Annotated in this window: 24 protein-coding genes; 5 read left to right on the top strand and 19 right to left on the bottom strand. The window is 44.7% G+C overall.

What is annotated here, in order from left to right; genetic code table 11:
- Window positions 1–80: 80 nt before the first annotated feature.
- Window positions 81–1,250, bottom strand: a complete 1,170-nt coding sequence (locus HVMH_RS05015; RefSeq protein WP_029908535.1) for an SPOR domain-containing protein — start codon at window positions 1,248–1,250, stop codon at window positions 81–83.
- A 141-nt stretch (window positions 1,251–1,391) separates the two neighbouring features.
- Between HVMH_RS05015 and HVMH_RS05010 the strand changes: the two genes are divergently transcribed.
- The gene (locus HVMH_RS05010) at window positions 1,392–1,592 is read left to right on the top strand and encodes a hypothetical protein (RefSeq protein WP_174403342.1); all 201 of its coding nucleotides are present in this window, start codon (window positions 1,392–1,394) and stop codon (window positions 1,590–1,592) included.
- A 65-nt stretch (window positions 1,593–1,657) separates the two neighbouring features.
- On the opposite strand, the gene HVMH_RS05005 is transcribed toward HVMH_RS05010, so the two are convergent.
- From HVMH_RS05005 to rpsF, 10 genes are all read right to left on the bottom strand, one after another.
- A complete protein-coding gene (locus HVMH_RS05005) occupies window positions 1,658–2,083 on the bottom strand; it encodes a YchJ family protein (RefSeq protein WP_029908533.1) in 426 nt (141 codons plus the stop codon).
- Window positions 2,080–3,477, bottom strand: coding sequence for an MATE family efflux transporter (locus HVMH_RS05000; protein ID WP_029908531.1), 1,398 nt, complete (start codon window positions 3,475–3,477; stop codon window positions 2,080–2,082). Before HVMH_RS05000 ends, HVMH_RS05005 begins: the two co-directional genes overlap by 4 nt.
- 17 nt (window positions 3,478–3,494) lie before the next feature.
- Complete coding sequence (locus tag HVMH_RS04995; RefSeq protein ID WP_051622935.1) at window positions 3,495–3,899, bottom strand: hypothetical protein; 405 nt, start codon at window positions 3,897–3,899, stop codon at window positions 3,495–3,497.
- A gap of 24 nt (window positions 3,900–3,923) precedes the next feature.
- Entirely contained in the window at window positions 3,924–4,538 is a 615-nt protein-coding gene (locus tag HVMH_RS04990; RefSeq protein ID WP_029908527.1) for an NUDIX domain-containing protein, read from the bottom strand.
- Window positions 4,539–4,575: 37 nt separating this feature from the next.
- A complete protein-coding gene (alr, locus tag HVMH_RS04985; RefSeq protein ID WP_029908525.1) occupies window positions 4,576–5,661 on the bottom strand; it encodes an alanine racemase in 1,086 nt (361 codons plus the stop codon).
- Window positions 5,662–5,715: 54 nt separating this feature from the next.
- Window positions 5,716–7,140 carry a replicative DNA helicase gene (dnaB, locus tag HVMH_RS04980; RefSeq protein ID WP_029908524.1) on the bottom strand — a complete coding sequence of 475 codons (1,425 nt, stop codon included), beginning with the start codon at window positions 7,138–7,140 and terminating at the stop codon, window positions 5,716–5,718.
- Between the two features lie 216 nt (window positions 7,141–7,356).
- A complete protein-coding gene (gene rplI, locus HVMH_RS04975) occupies window positions 7,357–7,812 on the bottom strand; it encodes a 50S ribosomal protein L9 (protein ID WP_029908522.1) in 456 nt (151 codons plus the stop codon).
- 21 nt (window positions 7,813–7,833) lie between these two features.
- On the bottom strand, window positions 7,834–8,721 hold the full coding sequence (locus HVMH_RS04970) for a DUF2232 domain-containing protein (RefSeq protein WP_029908520.1): 888 nt from the start codon (window positions 8,719–8,721) through the stop codon (window positions 7,834–7,836).
- Window positions 8,722–8,752: 31 nt separating this feature from the next.
- Window positions 8,753–8,980: a 30S ribosomal protein S18 gene (gene rpsR, locus HVMH_RS04965; RefSeq protein ID WP_029908518.1), complete on the bottom strand. Its 228-nt coding sequence runs from the start codon at window positions 8,978–8,980 to the stop codon at window positions 8,753–8,755.
- A complete protein-coding gene (rpsF, locus tag HVMH_RS04960) occupies window positions 8,973–9,326 on the bottom strand; it encodes a 30S ribosomal protein S6 (RefSeq protein WP_029908509.1) in 354 nt (117 codons plus the stop codon). The genes rpsR and rpsF overlap by 8 nt, the downstream gene beginning before the upstream one ends.
- Window positions 9,327–9,392: 66 nt before the next feature.
- Between rpsF and HVMH_RS04955 the strand changes: the two genes are divergently transcribed.
- Window positions 9,393–9,593, top strand: a complete 201-nt coding sequence (locus tag HVMH_RS04955) for a hypothetical protein (RefSeq protein ID WP_155837634.1) — start codon at window positions 9,393–9,395, stop codon at window positions 9,591–9,593.
- Here HVMH_RS04955 and HVMH_RS04950 read toward each other — a convergent pair.
- Together HVMH_RS04950 and ampD are read right to left on the bottom strand one after the other, a co-directional pair.
- On the bottom strand, window positions 9,590–10,105 hold the full coding sequence (locus HVMH_RS04950) for a flavodoxin (RefSeq protein WP_029908505.1): 516 nt from the start codon (window positions 10,103–10,105) through the stop codon (window positions 9,590–9,592). The genes HVMH_RS04955 and HVMH_RS04950 overlap by 4 nt on opposite strands.
- A 426-nt stretch (window positions 10,106–10,531) precedes the next feature.
- Window positions 10,532–11,092, bottom strand: a complete 561-nt coding sequence (gene ampD, locus HVMH_RS04945; protein WP_029908503.1) for a 1,6-anhydro-N-acetylmuramyl-L-alanine amidase AmpD — start codon at window positions 11,090–11,092, stop codon at window positions 10,532–10,534.
- Window positions 11,093–11,321: 229 nt separating this feature from the next.
- Between ampD and nadC the strand changes: the two genes are divergently transcribed.
- Both nadC and HVMH_RS04935 read left to right on the top strand, forming a co-directional pair.
- Window positions 11,322–12,164, top strand: a complete 843-nt coding sequence (gene nadC / locus HVMH_RS04940) for a carboxylating nicotinate-nucleotide diphosphorylase (protein ID WP_029908502.1) — start codon at window positions 11,322–11,324, stop codon at window positions 12,162–12,164.
- Window positions 12,165–12,329: 165 nt separating this feature from the next.
- On the top strand, window positions 12,330–14,321 hold the full coding sequence (locus HVMH_RS04935) for a monovalent cation:proton antiporter-2 (CPA2) family protein (protein ID WP_029908501.1): 1,992 nt from the start codon (window positions 12,330–12,332) through the stop codon (window positions 14,319–14,321).
- Between the two features lie 41 nt (window positions 14,322–14,362).
- Here HVMH_RS04935 and pgeF read toward each other — a convergent pair whose 3' ends face one another.
- Together pgeF and rluD are read right to left on the bottom strand one after the other, a co-directional pair.
- Window positions 14,363–15,133 (bottom strand): peptidoglycan editing factor PgeF, encoded by a 771-nt coding sequence (pgeF, locus tag HVMH_RS04930; RefSeq protein WP_029908500.1) that lies wholly within the window; start codon window positions 15,131–15,133, stop codon window positions 14,363–14,365.
- A complete protein-coding gene (gene rluD / locus HVMH_RS04925) occupies window positions 15,114–16,163 on the bottom strand; it encodes a 23S rRNA pseudouridine(1911/1915/1917) synthase RluD (RefSeq protein WP_029908499.1) in 1,050 nt (349 codons plus the stop codon). The genes pgeF and rluD overlap by 20 nt, the downstream gene beginning before the upstream one ends.
- Before the next feature lie 146 nt (window positions 16,164–16,309).
- Here rluD and HVMH_RS04920 point away from each other — a divergent pair, with 146 nt between their 5' ends.
- The gene (locus HVMH_RS04920; protein ID WP_232087820.1) at window positions 16,310–17,116 is read left to right on the top strand and encodes an outer membrane protein assembly factor BamD; all 807 of its coding nucleotides are present in this window, start codon (window positions 16,310–16,312) and stop codon (window positions 17,114–17,116) included.
- Window positions 17,117–17,126: 10 nt separating this feature from the next.
- On the opposite strand, the gene HVMH_RS04915 is transcribed toward HVMH_RS04920, so the two are convergent.
- The 4 genes from HVMH_RS04915 to sucC are packed head-to-tail and all read right to left on the bottom strand — an operon-like array spanning window position 17,127 to window position 22,739.
- Complete coding sequence (locus tag HVMH_RS04915; protein ID WP_029908496.1) at window positions 17,127–19,007, bottom strand: bifunctional diguanylate cyclase/phosphodiesterase; 1,881 nt, start codon at window positions 19,005–19,007, stop codon at window positions 17,127–17,129.
- A 9-nt stretch (window positions 19,008–19,016) separates the two neighbouring features.
- Complete coding sequence (locus tag HVMH_RS04910) at window positions 19,017–20,648, bottom strand: NAD+ synthase (RefSeq protein ID WP_029908494.1); 1,632 nt, start codon at window positions 20,646–20,648, stop codon at window positions 19,017–19,019.
- A 34-nt stretch (window positions 20,649–20,682) separates the two neighbouring features.
- Window positions 20,683–21,564: a succinate--CoA ligase subunit alpha gene (gene sucD / locus HVMH_RS04905; RefSeq protein ID WP_029908493.1), complete on the bottom strand. Its 882-nt coding sequence runs from the start codon at window positions 21,562–21,564 to the stop codon at window positions 20,683–20,685.
- Window positions 21,564–22,739 carry an ADP-forming succinate--CoA ligase subunit beta gene (gene sucC, locus HVMH_RS04900; RefSeq protein WP_029908490.1) on the bottom strand — a complete coding sequence of 392 codons (1,176 nt, stop codon included), beginning with the start codon at window positions 22,737–22,739 and terminating at the stop codon, window positions 21,564–21,566. Before sucC ends, sucD begins: the two co-directional genes overlap by 1 nt.
- Window positions 22,740–22,909: the final 170 nt, after the last annotated feature.

Raw genomic sequence — 22,909 nt, 5'->3', positions numbered from 1 at the left:
TAAAGAATGGAGCGAATTATAGAGAGTCTAAGACATGAAGTCAAACGATTATTCGCACTCTCCTCGCCATTTTCGGGAATTTATTTGACTCTTGAACTTAAGTCTTTGATTTTGCGAATCCATGGCGAAATACTAAATTTCGACTTATAGGTGCTGGCGGCATTTTCTGCCTGTTGGCGAGTAGCGTAACTACCGGTTACCAAGACATAGTTTTGCTCACCATTTCGTTCCTGAGGAATGATTTTAGTGCCCTGCAATCCTTTGTTCTCAACAACCTTTTGAATTGAAGCACGGTCGCCCATACTGGCTAGCTGAAGGGTAAAGTTAAATGCTGGTTGTGACATCAGCCATTTGACGTCTTGCGTATAGTTTTTCAGTGGTGCTGCAGCGGCCTTTGGCTTCTCTGGTGCTGATGGTTGTTTTGGCTCTGGTGCTTTTTGCACTAGGCGAACCACAGGCTGATCCATCGGCTTGACGGTTGGTGCTTTAGGTTCTGCAACCTGTTCATCCGCTTCTTCTTTGCTGACGGTGACTTTTGACTGAGTTTCCTCATCTTTGGCTTTCGCAGGTGTAGCATCGTCGTCGTTCATCGTCAGGTTCAGGTGTTTGAGGATTTTTTCCAATTTGGCATCAATACCTTTGGTGTACTCTTTAAGCTTGGCATCTAGCACATCCGTGGTGACGACATTGTTTGGCAACTGAGCCGTGCCGACAACGGCAACACTTTGCTTGGACATCTTCTCTTGAAGGGATTTAAGCTCTTTTTCCAATAACGCTACACGGTTCTGTAAGTCTTCAAACATTTGCCCCTTGCCGCTTGCTGCTACGTCTGTCTGTAGTTTCTCAACAGATGCCTTGAGCTCTTTGATCTCTTTCACCGCATCGACTTTGTTCGCCATAACGGTTTTCAGCTCGTTATGGATGCTGGTATAAGCGATATATAACACGCCGAGAATCGTCAACAACAACGCCAACATGATAATCACGCCGAAAAACGATGCGCGATTGTTTTTAGTTTGATTGGCTTTGCTGTCTTTTCCGGAAGCCGGAGCAGATTGCTGGGATTGTGAGGTACGGGTTCTAGGATTATTCGGCATAACTTCCTCTGCGGCGTTTAGCCAATCTTGTAGGGTATGTTCTGGGGAGTCTTCACCGCCACCACGTGTTGATGACATGGTCTGCGCTTGGGTTTCGATTGCTTTGAGCAATTCGGCTCGTTCTTTTTCGAGCTCAGAGATGGTTTGGGCCATTGATGTTCAAAACTTCTATATTGAATTAACTGCAACTATTGTAGAATGTACCAAAGATTTTAATCAATGGAAATAGAAGAAAAACTTTCTTTACGATTTCTTCGTATTTCAAGCAATTAAAAGATTTCGGCAGAAACTTATGTGCCGTTTGATCATAATAATAGAGGTGTTTTTGTGCATAGCATAGGGATGGAAGAAGTCACTTCCGCTTTAGGCATTACGTTTGGCCTGTTGGTAGCATCCATATTAATCGTTGGCGTATCCGTTTGGTGGCTGTACCGCGTCTTTAAAAACAAAGATGAAGTCGCTGAAGATATGGAAGATAAGCCGACTGAAGATTAACACTTTGACATATAAAGCGGTCAGAATTGATCGCTTTAAATAGCCCGCTAAGCTAGCTACTTTAGCTATCCCTCTACTTTTCCGTCTAAATAGACCCAGTGATGGTTCTCATCACGAATGAAGTCACTGACTTCCTCCATGACACCTGAATCCAAGACCTTTCCAGATTGATCTTTCACTTGATAATGCGCTTTAAAATGCACTTTTCCAGTGTCATCAAACGGCATACCCCGCTGTGTTGCAACGATTTCAAGCCCTGTCCAAATGAGGTTTGATTCCAAGTCCAGTGATCCCAACCTGGTAGATTTTGCCCAAGTGTTTTGTAGATAGTCCGTGAGCCCTAGTGCATAAGCAACATAACGTGAGCGCATCAGCTGCTCTGCGGTAGCAGGCCAACTTTGAGATAGATGATAAGGTTGACAGCAGTTTTCATAAAGTTGCCCGGAACCACAAAGGCACGCCTTGCCTGTTAAGTCATTCAACTTGTTCACACCAACTCCCCTTTTCTGCTCAGGTGGCGAATCAAGTGCGCTACTTTGATTTGCAACGCAACTGCCGAGAAGACGAACCCCAGCAAAATGCCTATCCAGAAACCTGCAACCCCCAAAGGCGCATTGTAAGGAGAACCGAACGTCAGCAGATAACCACCACCGAGCCCAACAACCCAATAACCAAACAAGGTAATCCACATCGTGGTATGCGTTGAGTGTAGCCCTCTGAGCGCGCCTGCAGTGGTAACTTGAATAGCGTCAAACACCTGATACAAAGCGGCAATGACCAGCAAGCTCATCGCTAACTGAATCACCTGAGTATTCTCGGTATAGAGTTCAATAATTGGTAGTCTTAAGAAATAGGTTAATAGTGCTGTCACAATCGCAACAAGAATGGCAAAAATCACCGCAGAGTAAACTCTTGTTTCCACTTCCAGTCGGCTGCCTTTACCATAAGCCTGCCCACTTCTAATTGCCGCGGCTAATGAGATACTGATGGGTAACATGAACGCCAAAGAGGAATAACTCAACGCGACTTGATGCGCAGCAATCGCTAACGTACCGAGCTTAACGATCAAAATGGCGATTAGGCTGAACAAGCTAGCTTCAAACAACAAGGCTAAGGAGTTAGGCACCCCAATCGCCAACATAGACCGAATACGGCCTTGCCATTTGGGCGGGTGGAATTTGCTTAAGTCCATTTCCTGTCGTTCTGGATTGCGAGCCAGACGTCCGTACACAAACCACAATGCCGCCAACAACATACACCACATGACAATTGAAGAGGCAATACCGCACCCTGCCGCACCGTAAGCTTTTATCGGCCCCCAACCATAGATGAAAAGCGCATTAAGAGGAATGTTCAGTACCAGTGCGCCGAGGCTGATAACCATTGTCGGCATGGTTAGACTGAGCCCTTCCCAAAAGAAGCGATAGGCAAAGTAAAACCCTAGCCCTGGAAGCCCCCAGGCAATGTAATCCAGATAATCATCCGTTAGATGAAACACTGGTGGCGATAAAGGAAGAAACTTTAAGAAAAGGTCTGAATAGGTTAAGACTCCCCACATCAGAAGTCCTATGGGAATCGATAACCAAATGCCTTGTGAAAGGTATTCTCCTAGAGATTGAAAATCGCCTTTGGCTTCCAGCTTGGCAACCAAAGAAGTCAACGACATCAATATACCAATGGCAATCATCATTACTGGGAACAACACGCTACTCCCTAACCCTATTGCGGCGAGATCGTTGGTACCCACGCGCCCCGACATAATGGTATCGACAACGCCTAACCCCGTGACAGCGAGTTGTGCAATCAGGATAGGCACGAAAATCGTGATGAGTTTTCGGGTTTCCTTCAAAAAGGCATCAAAGGAAAAAGTCAGTATCCCATTCATGTAAACCTCAAGAGGGATTAAGAATGTGGCTTGTCAGAGTCGTGCTTGCGAGAATCGGGCTTAACGGAATGCGGCTCTTCGTCATGCGCTTCCATCCAGTAATTCTCACCTAGGCTAGGATCCGGCATTTGATCTTCTTCTGAAGTGTTGTCGAGCTTTTCGATCATTTGCGGCCAAAGCATAATCACAATGAATTTAAGCAACCAATAAACCATGGCGTAAATGACAATGCCGAATATCAATACGATTGGCAGACCCAGCAACAAATCAATAAACAATGACTGACCGCTTAAGAAATTTTGCAGGAAAGATTTTTCAACGAACGCAAAATACAGCCAATAGACAACCGGAGCCATACTCGCCAGCCACACCCAAAGGTTCAGAGGGTAGATAATTTTGGAGTTACGAAATAAACAAAACATGGCTTCTTTACCAATCGCTAAAAATCAAAATAAGGGGTTCAGTTTCTGAAAAAACAACCATTGCAGAGCAATAATGGTGCTGGCAACATTGAACTCGGCTTTCTTGAGTTTTTGTTTCGCCTCTTCAAAAGAATACTGGATGATGCGAATATCTTCACCTTCGTGTTCCAACCCGGCATATTCCGGCAACTGGGTCGAATCAATGTCAGCCGCATAAAGATGCAGAATCTCATCACTGCCGCCTGGGCTAGGGTAAAAACGACAAACGAACTCAAACTCTGCAGACTCAACGCCCGCCTCCTCTTGCGCTTCACGCTGACAGGCATCCAACGCCTCTTCACCCTCGTCAATCATACCTGCAACCGGTTCAATCAACCAAGCTGTGTGTGATTTCTCAGCTTCTCTACCAAGCCCTGCTCTGCCAAGCGCACCGGCTCGGCATTGCTCAATCAACACGACCTTCTCGGCTTTGGGATCATAAAGCAGCACAATGACGGCTTCACCGCGACCAAACAATTCTCTTTTCAGCACAGGTGACCAACCACCGCGATAAAGCGTATGGCGGAAAGTGATTTCATCTATCTTGAAAAAACCATCAAAGTGACGACTTTCGGAAATCAACTCAAGCTGTTTTGTCATGCTTTGCTCTTTTATTATTTTTTAAACTTCAATTTTTTTAAACTTCAATTTCTATACGCGGTACACGAGGCGTTACCTGACATAACAACTCATAACCGATGGTGCCGCATTTTTCGGCTACTTCATCAACGGTTACGCCCTCACCCCAAAGAATGGCTTCATCACCCATGCGAATTTGGTCGGCAATCTCGGTGACATCGACGGTAATCATATCCATCGACACTCTTCCGGCCAAGGGTACTTTGCGGCCACAAATCCAGACAGGCGTTCCCGCCGGCGCATGTCTTGGATAGCCGTCACCATAACCGACAGCAACCACCGCCAGAAGTGTTTTTTGTTCTGCTTGCCAGGTATTGCCATAGCCGACGGTTTCTCCAGCATCCACCCACTTTAGGTTCATCACTTTTGATTTAAGCACCATGGCCGGTTTCAAATTTACCGTCTCATCTGAACCTTCAACACCTGCGCTGGCACCATACAGCATAATGCCAGGACGAACCCAATTCATGTGGGTTTGCGGAAAGCGCTGGATACCGGCTGAATTGGCAATACTTTTAGGCGCTTGAAAGCGCTTGTCAATTTCCAACAGACGATTAAATTGCTTCATGGTGAAAGCTTCATCTGTATCCGCACTGGAGAAATGCGACATCAAATGGATTTGAGTCGAGCACTTCAACTGTGACAACCGCTCGGCTATCGCATCACTGTCCTCAGGATAAAACCCAAGACGATGCATGCCTGTGTCGAACTTCAGCCAGATTGAAATATGTTGTGATGCATCCAACGACATCAACCAGTCCAACTGATGAAACGCGTGTACCGCAATGTCCAGTCGGTGGTTAAGCGCTTGAATAACTTCCGCTTCGGAAAACAAGCCTTCCAGCAACACAATGCGATGTAAAAATCCGGCTTGACGCAAAGTAATGGCTTCATCGATAGACGCCACGCCATAGGCATCACAAGCAGAAAGCGCATTCGCCGCACGTTGAATACCATGCCCGTAACCATTGGCTTTAATGACAGCCATCACTTTAGATGAAGGCGCAAGTTTTCTCACCTGCTGCAAGTTATGTTTTAAGGCGGCTAAGTTGATAATGGCTTGCGCGGGACGGTAAAGCGTCATAGTGTCGTCCGAGATTGTGAAGCTTTTCGCTCTTTCGGCTTAAGAGTCGCTAACTTAATAAGGATCATCATCCAAATCCATATGGGCGAAGTTCTCAAACTTGGTGTACTTACCAAGGAAGGCCAAGCGCACGTTTGCCAAAGCACCGTTACGGTGTTTCCCAAGAATAATTTCCGCAGTACCTTTGTCTTGGGTATCCGGGTTATACACTTCATCACGATAGATGAAGATGATCAAATCCGCATCCTGCTCGATGGCTCCGGATTCCCTCAAATCTGCCATTTTCGGACGTTTGTCCGGGCGGTTTTCCAAGTTACGACTCAACTGAGACAGGGCAATAACGGGTACATTCAACTCTTTGGCAATGGCTTTCAAACCACGCGAAATTTCGGAAATCTCGTTTACACGGTTGTCGGTATTGGTGGAACCGCGCATCAACTGCAAGTAATCGATTACGATCAAACCGATACCCGTGACATGACTTTCAGGGTTTTCCTTACCTTCTGCCACTGCTTGTTTATACTGCTCATCACGAATGTCTTTATCAATACGACGAGCGCGCGCTCTCAAGTCGGTAATCATCAGCGCAGGCGTATCATCAATATACATTTTGGCTTGAGACAATACTGTCACTGCACGGTTCAGGCTGGTGAAATCTTCCGGTTCAAAGTTCCCTTTACGAATTCTTTCCGCATCGATATGACCGATAGAACTGATCATACGCAGCACCAACTGCTCGGCAGGCATCTCCATACTGAACACTGCGACAGGCGCAAGGCTTTTAACCGCGGCATTTTCCGCAATGTTCATCGAGAAAGTGGTTTTACCCATCGAAGGACGCCCGGCAACGATAATCAAATCACCGTTTTGCAAACCGGAAGTCACACCGTCAAACTCGGCCAAATGGGTTTCCAGACCAGTAATCGAACCATCCGAATTGAAACGCTGGTCAATGGTATTGACCGCTGAACTCAACAATGAAGTAAGGGTTTGGTATTCTCTTTGTTCACCAGCGCCATGCTCGGCAATACCCATGATTTTGCGCTCGGACAAGTCCAAAATCTCGCGAACATCACGACCTTGTGGGAAATAGCTGGCTTCGGAAATTTCATTGGATGCGTGAATCAATGAACGTAAAATGGCTTTCTCACGCACGATATCCGCATAGAAGTGGATGTTGACGGCGCCTGGCGTATTCGTCACCAAATCCATCAAATACTGCTTATCACCCGCGTCCTGTAACTTACCGGTGGAGTGAAGCTTTTCCAGAACCGTTACCAAATCAAATGGCTTACCGGCTTGATGCAACTGGGTAATTGCCGCATAGATAACTTGGTGCTGCTGAGTGTAGAAATCCTGCTCATGCAACTGGACGGCAACATCCTCAAACTTCTCATTATCAAGCATCAAGCCGCCGATAACGGACTGCTCTGACTCTATGGAATGAGGTGGGGTTTTAAATAAGGATTCTTCTGACATCGATTCTGAAAATTGTTATAGGTTTATATATCCCATTTCCAGGATAAAAAAGAAAATCTATTATAACCGCGGGAACAAAAAATTTGAGATTCTTGTTACTGAATTTTATCCCGCGTCATTACTTACCCCCCAACCTGGCGGATTTTGACAATGCTCTCTGGATTTTAGGCATAAAAAAAGCGAGGACAAGCCTCGCTTTTTTTAGTTGATTAGTAATTAAGCTTCCGCAGTCGCTTTTACTTCAACAGTGATAGATGCAACTACATCAGAATGTAGCTCAACATCGATTTCGAAAGTACCAACGTGACGTAGTGAACCTTCAGGCATACGTACCGCTTTACGCTCAACATCGAAACCAGCTGCTTGCAATGCATCAGCAATGTCAGCAGTACCAACCGAACCGAATAGTTTCCCTTCGTCACCTGCAACAGATTCGATAGAAACAACTGTTCCGTTCATTTTTTCGAAAATTGCTTGTGCAGCAGCTAGTGCTTCGGTAGCTTGTTTTTCAAGCTCAGCACGACGCGCTTCAAACTCAGCAATGTTGTCTTTAGTTGCTGGTTTCGCTTTTCCTTGTGGAATTAGGAAGTTACGCGCGTAACCAGATTTAACAGTAACTTGGTCACCCAAGCCACCTAGTTTTTGTACTTTTTCAAGCAGAATAACGTTCATCGCTCAAACCTCTATTTAATCTTAACTATCTTGCGACCAACGGCTTTTGATATCTAACCAAGTATCTATCAAGCCTATTGTCGCCAAAATCAAAATCGTTTGTGGAAACAGAAACAATAATACGTAAAGGCCAACTAACCAGCCATTTCCCATTTTCTTAACCGCTACCGCATGGTGTGCTATCGCTAGGCCAGGGAACATCAACCCTGCCATCATCACGCCTGACAAGTCCTGAACTATTCCTGACTTGAACACAAGTCCGGCAACCGCCAGCACCACCGCCAAATACGCCAAGTTCTTAGGCAATCGAATCTGATAAAAATCCTGTTGAAATTGACCAGGATGATACAACCTGCCTTGCCACCATCTACCCAATAACAGGATAGAGAACCACAGTACGACCATAAACATGGCCAGCAACATGGTCGCCACTTCTGACAGGGTTGCAATCACGTCTGCCGGCGCTTCTACCCCTGCTTCTTTCACATAAGGTAATAACGCCGTATTCATCATGTTCGACCACCAAGCAGTTGTATCCCCCACCATCATATGGAAAGTGATAACCACTGCACCGGTCATTAACATACCTAAGCTTAGCGCCGATGTTAATGAATTGGTGCTTCTCAACACCCACGCCATCAACCAAACCGGCACCATATACTCCACAATAGCGACTATCGCCGGCAACGATGCGCCTAAAAACGCTTGTGTTGCCACTAAATTGATCGCTACTGCTGCAGTTAAAACTTTCAACCCTTCGCCAGAACCGACTCTCAATGTCACCAGTGCGATAACCGCACCAAGCAACATTCCCACCGGACCGAACCAAACGGTCAAAAGCGCTAAAATTGCTGTCGCTATGTAGGCCGGAAGTTGACCCTTCATGACATAGTTAGCAATAAATAGCATAGGACTTCCTATTGTTTCCTTTCAGCCAAACTTATTTATGCTGATCTGTGTAAGGTAACAACGCAATATAACGAGCACGCTTGATAGCAGTAGCAAGCTGACGTTGGTATTTTGCGCTTGTTCCAGTGATACGACTTGGAACGATTTTACCTGTTTCAGTAATATAGCTTCTTAAAGTATCTAAATCTTTGTAATCGATTTCTTTAACGCCTTCTGCAGTAAAACGACAGAATTTTTTTCTTCCGAAATTTCTAGCCATTGTTTTCAACTCCTCTACGCTTGTCTTCTTTGTAGTTAGCCATTACAGAAGGCTCTGTAACTGCTTCGTTACGCTTGATAAACATATTACGAAGAACTGCATCGTTGTAGTAGAACAAGTTTTCCAACTCACTAAGAGTATCTTGATCACACTCGATGTTCATTAGAACGTAATGCGCTTTGTGGACTTTGTTGATAAGGTAAGCTAATTGACGACGTCCCCAGTCTTCCAAGCGGTGGATAGAACCACCTTTCTCTTCGATTACACCACGGTAACGCTCGATCATTGCTGGCACCTGTTCACTTTGATCAGGGTGCACTAAAAATACGACTTCATAATGACGCATTAATGGATCTCCTTATGGATTAATAAAAAAGCCTCCCAACTCACGAATCAATGTGGATTCAGGTCAGTGAAGCAAGGAAATTCAGATATGTATGCTCTGAAAGGGCGAGATTATACGACTTTTTATTGGAATAACAAGCGAAAATCGCTGGTTTTTAAGAAAAAACAAGAAGATAGTGATAACAGGAAAGAGAAATTTGATGCTGGTTGGCAAAACCAAAAATCTACCAGGTTGGGGCTGGTAGATTTTCATGAAATGAAAGCTTAAAACTCCATTTCTTCCTTAATTTGATCAACCCATTGGTCGACACGTTCAGCGGTCATTTCTGGCTGCTGGTCTTCATCAATCGCCAAACCAACGAAGAACTCACCGTCTTCGGTAACCGCTTTTGATTCATCGAACTGATAACCGTCTGTTGACCAATAACCAACTGGAATCGAGCCATTTTCCAATGCAACGTCATGCATAAGTCCCATCGCATCCAAGAAATATTCTGCATAATCCGCTTGGTCACCCAAACCGAAACAAGCAACTTGTTTGTTGGTGAAATCGACTGACTTGAAGTCATCCCAGAAGTCATCCCAGCTGCTTTGCAGTTCACCATAATACCAAGTCGGCTGACCTAGAATAATTTTGTCGTACTTTGCAAAATCCGCAGCACTTGCAGAAGCGATATCGTAGACATCAACCTTGTCAGCACCGATTTTGTCTTTAATCATATCTGCGACGCGTTCAGTGTTTCCAGTATCAGTACCGTAGAAAAGACCGACTTGAGCCATAATCAATCCCTTTTTATTTAAGATTATTTCAATTTAAACAATATAAAATGCATTAAGCAATGCACACTGCCTAATCTTTGCTTTAAAATTAGTTTAAAAGCATTTCTTTCAAATTTTGCAAAATATTAGCATAACAATTATTAATTGCGACTTAAAAAAATTTATACCCTAGAATGAGTACGGTTAATCCAGATTCAAACTTTGAACCGGTAGATTGTTTTAAATGCCGACACTTTTTTGTCACTTGGGATAATGCAAAACCCAAGGGATGTCGTGCGTTTGGCTTTAAGACACAAAAACTGCCAAGCGTCGTGGTCTATGAAACCTCGGGAGAACCCTGTATGCGGTTTGAGCCGAAAACAGACAATTCGCCAACCTCACCTTCAAAGAAAAATAACAACGGCGGCGGCTGGATTGCTTAACCATTTAAGCCTTAGTATCCGATGATCGAATTGCCGCCCACATGAAATAAGGGCCGGGATCAGTTTTTCTGCCGGGTGCAATATGCTCATGCCCTGTCACCGCATCCTTCGGAATAGAGGGATAGGCTTCCATAATCGCCTGAACGGCTTTTTTCAGTGCTGAATATTGTGATGCGGTATAAGGCGTGTGATCCGTTCCTTCCAGCTCAATGCCTATCGAAAAATCATTGCACTTATCTCGCTCTTGATAACGAGAAACCCCTGCATGCCACGCTCGCAAATGAAAAGGCACAAACTGAATCACCTCACCTTTTCGATTGATAAACAGATGGGCAGAGACCCTCAATCCTTCTATCGTCTTGTAATAAGGATCCTCTTCAGGATTCAGTCGATTGGTAAAGAGCTGCTCAACGCCTTGCCCACCAAATTGACCCGGCGGCAGACTGATGCCATGAACCACAATCAAATCAATCTCTGTCCCCTCTGGACGCTCGTCACAATTCGGGCTGGGAACAAAATTGGCCTGCTTTAACAAGCCGGTTTCCAAGTCTACTTTCAATACCATTCCAAAACTTTTAGATACAGGGTTTAAAACAATCATTGTACACAGAGTTACTTTCTTTGCTAGATTTCACACATTGATTGCTCACTTCCAATCGTTCACAACCACACTTTTAAATACTGAAAACGGTTTTATTTAATGTAAAAATATTTAAGTCTGATAGCGTTCAAAATCAGTATTCAACGTCCTTCTCAGGTACAATATTCCAAAACAACTTACACACAATAACTTCATGCCTGAATTAGATTACTTCCAACACCTTGAGCTAAATATTGAAACTGCATTAAAAGAAGACATTGCCACTGGTGACTTAAGTGCTTCTCTGATTGCTGCGCAGCAGCAAGCCAAGGCACACATTATCACCAAGGAAGATGCGGTTATTTGTGGAAGACCATGGTTTGATGCTGTTTTCAAACATTTAGACCCGGCAACCGAAATCGTTTGGCACTGTAAAGAAGGTGAATCTGTCAAAGCTGGCACGATATTGTGTGAATTGAATGGCAATGCCAGAATCTTATTATCCGGCGAAAGAAGTGCTTTGAACTTTTTACAGACGCTTTCGGCAACTGCGACTGAAACTGCACGTTATGTCGAGAAGCTACAAGGTTCTCATACGCAATTACTGGATACGCGAAAAACATTGCCGGGATTACGCCTAGCACAAAAATATGCGGTACATTGTGGTGGTGGAAAAAACCATAGAATCGGGTTGTACGATGCTATTCTACTGAAAGAAAATCATATTATGGCGGCGCACGGCATTCAAAACGCTGTTTACTCTGCCAAGCAGTTATACCCCAATACCACAGTAGAAGTTGAAACTGAGACACTGGATGAAGTCAAGCAAGCCTTGGAAGCAGGTGCGGATATCATTATGCTGGATAACTTCAGTCTTGAGATGATTCGTGAAGCTGTTCAAATGAACAATGGGCAAGCCAAACTTGAAGTCTCCGGCAACGTCGAATTGGAACAACTTTCTACGCTTGCTAGCACGCAAGTCGACTTTATTTCTACCGGCGCTATTACAAAAAATATTCGCGCCGTGGATTTATCTATGCGATTCGAGTTCTTGTAACTCAGTCTTACCGATAAATACCGAACTCACAGACCTAACTTTGCACAATTAAACCGCTTCAAGACGGTAACTTTTGACATTATCATTAGTAATCAATACATTAAATGATAAAGTTAAAATCAACTTAATTACACTTTCAAACCATTAACTAGGAAAAACATCTTTATGGCCGATCAACATATGTTCGTTAAAATCGTCTCGATTCTGATTTTAACGGTCGTGCTGATTTCTATTTCCCGCAGAGCCCATATCCCGGCAATATTGAACTATATTGCTGTTGGCGTGGTCGTAGGCCCTTTTGGGCTTGGATTTATCCACAGTGAGGAAAATGTTAAGTTTCTCGCCGAATTCGGGGTGGTTTTCCTATTGTTCGCCATTGGTTTGGAATTCTCTTTGTCGCAGATGATCGCGATGCGAAAAGCTGTTTTCGGACTGGGCGCTATGCAGGTTTTCGTGACTGGTCTCGTGGTTTATCTGGTGTCTCATTTCGGTTTTGGGTTGAACTTTGAAACCAGCTTCGTCATTGCCAGTGCCTTTGCCTTATCTTCAACGGCAATCGTTATCAAACAGCTAACTGAACAATCCGAAATTCAAACACGCCATGGTCGAGCAACCGTTGGTATCTTGATCTTCCAAGACATCATGGCAATCCCCTTATTGATTTTGATTCCGGCATTAGCTTCCGCAACAGGTGACGGCTTAGCCGCGGAGCTTGGTGTTTCGCTAGTAAAAGGGCTTGTCGTTGTTGTTGTTATTCTTTTAGTCGGACGCTACATCCTGCGCCCTATTTTCCATGAAGTTGCCTCTTCAAAGTCACAAGAACTGTTTACGCTAACGGTTTTGACCATGGTACTAGCCGCGGCGGCATTTACCGAAGAAATGGGCATTTCCATGACACTAGGGGCTTTCATGGCGGGGATGATGTTAGGTGAGACAGAGTATCGCCATCAAATCGAGGCAGACATTCGTCCCTTCCAAGATATTTTGCTTGGGCTGTTTTTCATCACAGTGGGGATGATTATTTCGCCTGAACTGGTGTTGGAACATTTCGTTTCCGTCATTCTGATTACATTTGGCATTATCCTGCTGAAAGTAGCCGCTATCTTCTTTGTGATGAAGTATGCAAAACACCCTGAAGGCGTTGCATTGAGAACAGCTCTTTCTTTGGGGCAAGTTGGTGAATTCGGTTTGGTGCTGATTACTCTTGCACTATCTAACAACTTACTTTCTTTAGAGCTCAGCCAGCTGGTGCTGACCGCGGCGGTATTGAGCATGATTGCCTCACCTTTCATCATCAAATTCAATGGCACCATTGCCAAAACCGTTTGCAAGGAAAGTTATAGCTCCAATTTCGCTGACATCGAAAAAACCATTGAAGAAGACTCTAAATTCCTTAAAGATCACGTGGTTATTTTGGGCTTTGGACGTGTGGGACAAACCACTGCCAAGTTCCTAGAGAAGTCTCACCAACCTTTCGTTGCGCTCGACATGGATATACGTCGTGTACAAGAAGCCGCGCAAAGTGGTGAACGTGTCTACTTCGGGGATTCCGCTAAAGAAAGCGTGTTGCATGCCACAAACATTCATAATGCAAAAGTCGCGATCATCAGTTTCCATGACTATCATGCGGTCATCAAAACGCTTAAGACGTTGAAACATGTCGCACCGGATCTACCAGTATTGGTGAGAACACAGGATGACACCCACCTACAAGAACTGATTGCCGCAGGAGCCACCGAAGTTATTCCAGATACCTTTGAGTCGAGCATCATGTTCGCTTCACACTTGCTTCTGATGCTAGGTCACCCGCCCAGTCAAGTCATTAGACAAACGAGAGAGGCTCGCAAGAATCGCTATGGTCTGCTGGAAGGGCTTTATCCCGGTGAAACGGACATCACCCCTTTCGACCAGTCTCAAACGGGTCAGATCATTCAGTCGATTTATATCAACGAATCTGCTTATGCGGTTGGCAAGACACTTGAGGAATTGGATTGTGAAAACTTCAATGTCACATTGAAATCGGTCAAACGTGGACACGTTCGTGGTGACGATCCTGACCCGAAAACCATGGTCAGAGTGGATGATGCCTTAATCATTCAAGGCCTTCCTGAAGAGGTTGAACGTTGTGAAAGCTTTATCAATAGCGGCCTGAAATAATTTAACGATCACTTAGAACATTTAATCAAACTTTAAAAGGTTTAATCAGCATCTAACCAGATCAGGGTCGCCATGCGGCCCGTCTCTCCATCTCTACGATAAGAGTAGAATAATTCCTGCTGTGCATAGCTGCACAACCCACTTAAAGAAACCTCACGGACACCACATTCATGCAAGATAAAATCTGCCAGGTTGGGTAAGTCCGCAAAATATTTCGAAGGGTCTGCTTCCGATTGTTTAAAGAAGTCCAGAGCGCCCACACGTTTTTCAACGAAAGCATCCAATACCTCTCCACCTACCTCAAAAAAAGACTGTGAAATTGCAGGACCAATCCATGCCTGCAAACATTGAGATTCAACAGGAAGCTTTGCTAGGGTATTCTCAATAACCCCCTCTGCCAGCCCTCTCCAACCGGCATGAATGACAACTACAATTGATGCGTCATCGTCTACCAAAATAATTGGCAGGCAATCAGCTGTCATAACCGTTAGCACCTGACCTTTTTGCTGTGTCCAAGCTGCATCAGCCACTGGCTTTTGATCACTTAATGCGTCCGAAAAAGCGACCGCGACTGTTGTATGCTGCTGATCAAGCCAAAAGGGTTCTGAAGGAAGGTTGAGTGTTTCTTTTAGTTTTTGACGATTAGCATGAACAGCTGCCATATCATCGTGAACATGCGAGGCAAGATTGAAAGACTCGTAAACACCTTCGCTCCGCCCTGACAAGCGAGTGGTGCAAAAGGCTTTTACTTTATTGGAAACTGTCCAATTTGGTTGGACAAGCGTTAAATCCTCAATCTGCAATATCGGCATCGGTGACCCACTCAACTTCTACGCCGTTATCATAGTCGTAGTCATACTCGTCATAACCATGAAACTGAGCTTGGAAGTCATCCATATCGTCTCGAAGCATGTCGATCAAATCCAACATATCGTCAGGCATCGGTGCCTTCCACTTCATCAGCTTACCGCTAATCGGGTGAGTTAAACTGAGCATTCCGGCATGTAATGCTTGGCGCTTGAAGTTACGAAGATAATCAACAAACTCCGGCATCATACTTTTTGGAATGCGTAAGCGCCCGCCATAAACCGGATCACCAACCAAAGGAAATCCGATAGAAGACATATGCACGCGAATCTGGTGAGTACGTCCTGTTTCCAACTGAACACGGACATGAGTATGCTCTCGAAAACGTTCCAACACACGATAATGGGAAACAGCCGTTTTCCCCCCAACGCTCAAAGCCGCCATACGCTTACGATCCGTTGGGTGTCTACCAATATTTTTGGTTACCTTACCACCGGAAATGACCTTTCCAACCACAACGGCATCATAAACTCGCTCTACCGCATGACGCTGAAGCTGCTCAACCAAATGCGTCTGGGCAGGAACAGTTTTGGCTACTACCATCAAGCCGGATGTATCTTTGTCTAACCTATGAACGATCCCCGCTCGTGGCACTTCCCGTAGCGCCGGAGAATAAAACAACAAGCCATTCAGCAATGTGCCATCAGGATTTCCTGCGCCAGGGTGAACCACCATTCCTACAGGTTTGTTGATAACCAGGATATCGTCATCTTCATAAATAATATCCAGCTCCATTTCTTGGGCTTCATAAACGACTTCGTCATCCAGCTCTGCTTGCAAGACCACTTTTTCACCACCCAATACTTTGAAATTTGGCTTTTTCTGAACCTTGCCATCCAACGTCACATTACCGACTTTGATCCAATCCTGAATTCTATTACGGGAGTAATCTGGATACAGCTCAGCAAGGACGGCATCCAATCTGGATGAAATCTTGTCTAATGGGATGGTGGTGGTTAATTCTTGTTGCGTCAAAGTCGTTCCTTCTTACATCAATATCTTATTGTTAGAGACATCATGACAAAGTTATTAAGAGGCACCGAATAGTCTATGACTATTTTTAGCCTGTGCTATAATTTGTGTTTTGCATATTCTAACCGAATTCTAACCAACTAGACTAAATGAACTCACTATCGATGCGTTTCCGCAGCCCGTTGAAAACCTTCCTGATTCTTTCTCTATTGCTTTCCGTTTTTGCGCTTAACGGTTGCTCTTCATTAGTTGAAAAAGACGAATCCAAATGGACGGTTAAAGAATTTTACGATCACGCAAAAGAAGCCTACAACAGCGAGCAATGGGAAACAGCAATCAAGTATTATGAAAAATTGCAGTCTTACTTCCCGTATGGAAAATATGCTGAGCAGTCTTATTTAGAGCTTGCCTACGCTTACTACAAATACGACGAACCGGAATCTGCTAAGCGAGAATTAGCCGAATTCATTCGCCTATATCCTAAACATCGCGCTATTCCCTATGCACTTTACCTGAAAGCACTAGCAGCAGACTCCATCAATAAAAGCTGGTTTGATAGCTGGTTGACCGACCCTGCTTACCGAGACATGGCTTCAACAGAAGATGCGTATCAAGACTATATGGAGTTGATTAACCGTTTTCCAACCAGCAAATATGCCGCTGCATCTAGAAAACGCTTGATTATTCTACGCAACCGCCTAGCGCGTCACGAGTATCAGGTCGCCACTTATTACTACAAGCGTAAAGCTTACTTGGCAGCAGCAAATCGCGCAAGACTGGTTGTCACCAACTACCCTAGATCAATTGTTAACATGGACTCTTTGATTCTCATGCGAGACAGCTATCAGAAACTGGGCATGAAAACCAATGCTGACAATGTCCAAAAAGTTATCGACTTTAACCAGAAGCGTAACAAGAATTCAGAACTAGATAGCGCAAACCAGGACGGCGCTTAAACACCTCTATTTAAGCGTTTTCAGACTTGTATAGAAAGGCTTCCATTTCAGGAGCAGGTATAGGTTTCGAGAAGAAGTAGCCTTGAAGATAATCAACGCCCAACTCAGATAATAGCTGACTATGAGCTTCGGTCTCAACCCCTTCAGCAACGACGCTTAAGCCCAAGCTTCGTGCCATGGCAACGACCGCCTTACTGATTTCTAAATCATTGAGATCCGAGATAATATCCTTCACCAAAGACTGATCAATTTTGATCTTATCTACTGGGAACTTCTTTAGATAACTGAGTGATGAGTACCCGGTTCCAAAGTCGTCAATCGCAATACTGATACCGCGCTTTCTGACAGAATCCAACAAGGAGATAACCTCCTCCGCATTTTCCATCAAATAACTTTCCAACAGTTCAAACTCAAAGTGACTGGTCAATCCTTGATCTTCTATCATCCCCATTAATTCATTAATGTGTTTATGGTTGAATTCTCTACCGGAAAGATTGATGGAGACTCGATGCAGGGGAAGGCTTTTAGCTTTAAGGTCATTCAAGAACTGCAAAGTATGCTCAACCACTATGCAAGAAATTTGAGGAATCAAACCGGCTTCTTCCGCTAAAGGAATAAATACCGTTGGCACAATCAAGCCCTTTTTGGGATGGTGCCAGCGAATCAATGCTTCCATAGAATGGATAGTTCGACCATCCGCTTCCATAACAGGTTGATAAAATACTTCAAATTCATCATCTCTAACAGCTCTATGCAGATCCCTTTCAAGTTGCACTTGCTCTTGTACCTTATCTGCCATTTGCGGTGTAAATACCGCGAAATTCTTATCTTTCGACTCTTTGGCTGCATACATCGCAGTATCGGCACGTCTCATCAACTCAGAAACAGTATCACCATCACCCAATGGGTAGGCAAAACCAGCACATGCACGTATAAAAAATTCTGCGTCGTTAAAACTGAATGAAGGATTTAGTACGATCTCAATTTGTTGCGCCAAAGCTTCACAAGCCTGAAGACTTTGAGGACTTTCAATGGCTATGGCAAACTCGTCCCCAGTAATACGGTAAACGCCTAGAGCAATATTACAGCTTGTGGATAGACGCTTCGCCACTTGAGACAAAACATAGTCCCCTGTCTCATGCCCATAGGTATCATTCACTGATTTAAAACGATCCAAACCAACAAAGACCAGAACAAACTCTTTTCCTTGCGCCATGAAAGTGTTCAAATCCAACTGTAACTTTTCACGGTTAGACAATTTTGTTAAGGAATCAAAGTAGGCAGCATCAACTAAGCGCTTTTCAAGCTTTTCACGTTTTAAAATAATACTCACCAGAAAGCTACAGGTATCCAGTAGACGGCGATGAAATAAGGAAGGCGCGCGTGTTTCAAAGCTGGTTAATGCAAAGGTTCCTACCAGCTCATTCTTTTCCGTTCTTACTGGAACAGACCAACAGGCTCTTAGCCCGAAATCTTCCGCGATAGGCATTAAGTCTTTCCAGCGGTCATCGGTAAAGGTGTCGGTTACAAAGGCTGGTTTTTCTCTATAGACTACGTTGCCACAAGAGCCGGAGTTTGGTCCTGGTTTCAGGCCATTTAGACGCTGAATCCCTTCTGGCGGAACACTCGGAGCACAATAAACAAACAGTTCGTCATGCTTCAATAACATTACGGAAGCGACGGAATTGGGTAGGATTTCTTCTGCGAGCTTACAGATTTTGTCGACAACATCGTAAGCATTTCTTGTGATGACAATATCTTCGAGCACATCACGCTGCAACTGTAACAACAGCTCCGTTTGCTCTAGGGATACGGAATCCGATGGATCGATCGGGCACTGTGGATCATTAAGATACTGAATTGCTCTCTTAGAAACCCTCTGGTCGATCATAACAAAATCTCACTCCCGATATTGGTTTGTGATTGGATAACGCCTGTCTCTGCCGAAAGCTCTTTTGGTGATCTTCACGCCAGGCGCCGCTTGTCGCCTTTTATACTCGCTACGATTAATCATTCTAACAACAGATTCCACTTGTTTGGCTTCAAAGCCGAATTCCTCTACAATTTGTGTAGGTGATTTATCGTATTTTACATAGTTCTCAATGATTGAATCAAGAATATCATAGTCTGGAAGCGAATCTTGATCTTTTTGATCAGGGCGAAGCTCCGCGGAAGGTGGTCGAGTAATGACTCTTTCCGGGATTACTTGAGATAAGGTATTACGATACTTCGACAAGCGATAGACCAACGTCTTTGGAACATCTTTCAGTGGTGAAAAGCCGCCAACCATATCACCATACAAGGTAGAGTAGCCCACTGCCACTTCAGACTTGTTACTGGTCGCCAACACCAATTTACCAACTTTATTGGAAATCGACATCAACACAGTTCCACGAATTCTCGCTTGAAGGTTCTCTTCAGTCAAATCAGGTTCATAGCCTTCAAAACGAGTGGCTAATGCCGACTCGAACGCGTTGTACATATCTTCGATTGGAATCGAATGATAATGCACACCAAGAGCATCTGCTTCCAATTTTGCATCTTCAATACTGATGTCGGCGGTGTAACGGAAAGGCATCATCACTGCCTCGACTTTATCTGCACCCAGCGCATCAACTGCAATCGCCAGTGTTAGAGCAGAATCAATACCTCCCGAGAGTCCAAGGAGCGCACCATTGAACCCATTCTTTTGAATGTAATCGCGAACCCCCATCACCAATGCTTGGTACACTCGCGCTTCATCTTCATAAAGCTCCGCTTGTTCGCCCGGCATAATGGCAACAGAGTTACCCTGTTTTAACAAAGTGACTGGGGTCAAAGCTTCTTTAAACTCAGGCGCTTGAACTTGCACTTCGCCCTCGGCACAGGTTGCGAAAGAACCGCCGTCAAACACCAGTTCATCTTGCCCACCGATTTGGTTAACATAAATCACGGGTACAGAAACTTCTGAAATGCGGCGTTTCACGACATCAATTCGGTCTTGGTGTTTTTCAGAAAAGAATGGTGAAGCATTCAAGATCAACAACGCTTCCGCGCCAGAAGCCACTGCTTGGCTGGCTGGTGAAATTTTCCAAATATCTTCGCAAATCAACAAACCAAAGGACACGCCTTTGTAAGTCACGACACAAGATTGATCGCCTGATTCGAAATAGCGCTTTTCGTCAAATACGCTGTAGTTTGGAAGGTTTTGTTTGATATAGCTGGCTTGGATTTGCCCCTTTTCAATCCATGCAGCCATGTTGAATCGTTCACCCAAGTCGTCCATCATTGGATAGCCAATGACCACCACCACATCTTGTACCGCTTCACAGATTGTAGACAGCGCAGCATCTACCTGAATGTAAAGCGCTTGCCTAAACAACAAGTCTTCTGGCGGATAGCCAGTAATGGTCAGCTCGGGGAAAACGACAATATCAGCTTCATGTTGTTGCTTTGCTTGCTGAGCAGCCTCGATAATCATGTGCACGTTGCCATCAATATCCCCAACTATTGGGTTGATTTGCGCCATGACAATCTTGATTTGTTCAGACATCGCTTTGCCTCATAAATACCGACACTTGATTCAATTAAGCCAATCGCTTTTCGATTGCCGATCCTAGATCCGCAGGTGAACGTACCACCGTCACACCTGCCGCTTCTAGTGCTGCAAACTTAGCTTCTGCTGTGCCTTTTCCACCGCTCACAATGGCACCGGCATGTCCCATACGTTTTCCTGCAGGTGCTGTAACACCGGCAATATAGGCAACAACCGGTTTGGTGACATGCTCTTGTATGAATTGTGCAGCATCTTCTTCTGCTTGACCACCAATTTCACCCACCAAGATGATGCCTTCAGTTTGAGGGTCTTGCTCAAACAGACCCAGGCAGTCAATAAAGTTCATACCTTGAATCGGGTCTCCACCAATCCCAACGCAGGTTGACTGTCCCAAACCATTTTGCGTGGTTTGATGAACCGCTTCATAGGTCAAAGTCCCTGAACGGGAAACAATACCAATCTTCCCGGGAAAGTGAATATGTCCAGGCATAATGCCTATCTTGCACCCTTCTTTACCGTCGCCAGGGGTAATCAAGCCTGGGCAGTTCGGTCCAATCAGGTAAGCGTCAGACTTATCCAATACCGCACGCACCTTCAACATATCATTTACCGGAATACCTTCGGTAATACAGGTAATCACCTTGATACCGGCATCAATGGCTTCAATAATTGAGTCGGCTGCAAACGCAGGTGGCACATAAATCATCGATGCTTCAGCACCCGTTTGAGCAACCGCTTCCTTTACTGTATTGAAAACCGGCAAATCAAGATGGGTCGTTCCACCTTTACCAGGCGTCACACCGCCAACCATTTTGGTTCCATAGGCAATCGCCTGTTCGGAGTGGAAGGTTCCTTGTTTCCCAGTGAAGCCTTGGCAAATAACTTTGGTGTTGCTATCAATCAAAATACTCACTAGATAGCTCCCCCGTCTTTTGCTGCGGCAACCACTTTTTGCGCTGCATCCGCCAGTCCGTCTGCTGTAATAATGCTTAAACCGCTTTTCGCCAGTTTTTCTTTTCCTAATTCCACATTCGTTCCTTCCAAGCGTACGACCACAGGAATGGTTAAGCCAACTTCCTGCACCGCTTGAATGATACCGTCCGCAATTAAATCACAACGGACGATACCGCCAAAAATATTTACCAAGATAGACTTCACGTCAGGAGAAGACAAAATCAATTTAAACGCTTCTGACACCCGCTCCGGCGTTGCTCCGCCACCAACATCCAAGAAGTTCGCCGGCTCCCCGCCATTCAGTTTAATCAAGTCCATCGTGGCCATTGCCAAGCCAGCACCGTTTACCATACAACCGATATCACCTTCCAAAGCGATATAGTTCAATTGGTGGTCCGCCGCCTTGGCTTCACGCTCGTCTTCTTGAGTTGCATCGCGCATCGCAACCAACGCAGGTTGGCGATACAACGCATTTGAATCAATGTTGATTTTCGCATCCAGTGCAATCAAATTGTTTTCCGAAGTCACCACCAAAGGGTTGATCTCTAGTAAGGCAATGTCTTTATCCAGCGCCAAACGATACAAGCCTTGCATCACGCCCATCAGTTGTTTGAACGCAGTACCTTGAAGGCCTAGTGCAAAACCAACTTCACGGCACTGGTAAGGCATCAAACCAACGGTTGGATCGATATGAACGGTCAGAATTTTTTCAGGCGTCGCTTCGGCAACAGCTTCAATATCCATTCCACCTGCTTCAGAAATAATGAACGTATGCGTTTTGGAGACACGATCTACCAATAAGCTCAAATACAATTCTGTTTGGATATTAAGCGTTTGCTCAATCAGCAATGAATGAATAGGAAGTGCTTTACCCGCGGTTTGAATAGTTGCAAGAGAGCTGCCCAACAACTGCTCAGCGACTTGATGCGCTTCTTCTCTAGAGGCTACCAGCTTCACACCACCCGCTTTACCACGCGCACCGGCATGAATCTGCGCTTTCACTACCCACTGATCTCCGTCAACTTCGGTCAGTGCTGCATCAAGCTGAGCCATGCTCGAAATCATAACGCCTTGAGGAATGGGGATTTGGTAATCGGAAAACAAAGATTTTGCTTGGTATTCGTGTAAGTTCATTCGGTGCCTTAATCCAATAATAGCCAATTAAAAATAGCTGACGACTCCCTTGATATTATTACTTACCGTAACCAATTGAAAGCCGTTTTATAATATTTAAATGTAGCGGATCATTTTAAAGTTTTTATCGGAAAATTGCATTAAAAATAGCCCGTTTTAAAGAGGCTTAC

It is taken from the genome of Hydrogenovibrio marinus, from assembly GCF_013340845.1.
Lineage (GTDB): Bacteria > Pseudomonadota > Gammaproteobacteria > Thiomicrospirales > Thiomicrospiraceae > Hydrogenovibrio > Hydrogenovibrio marinus.
Note: the sequence above shows the minus strand (reverse complement) of the source record. Positions and strands in the feature narration are given on the sequence as shown.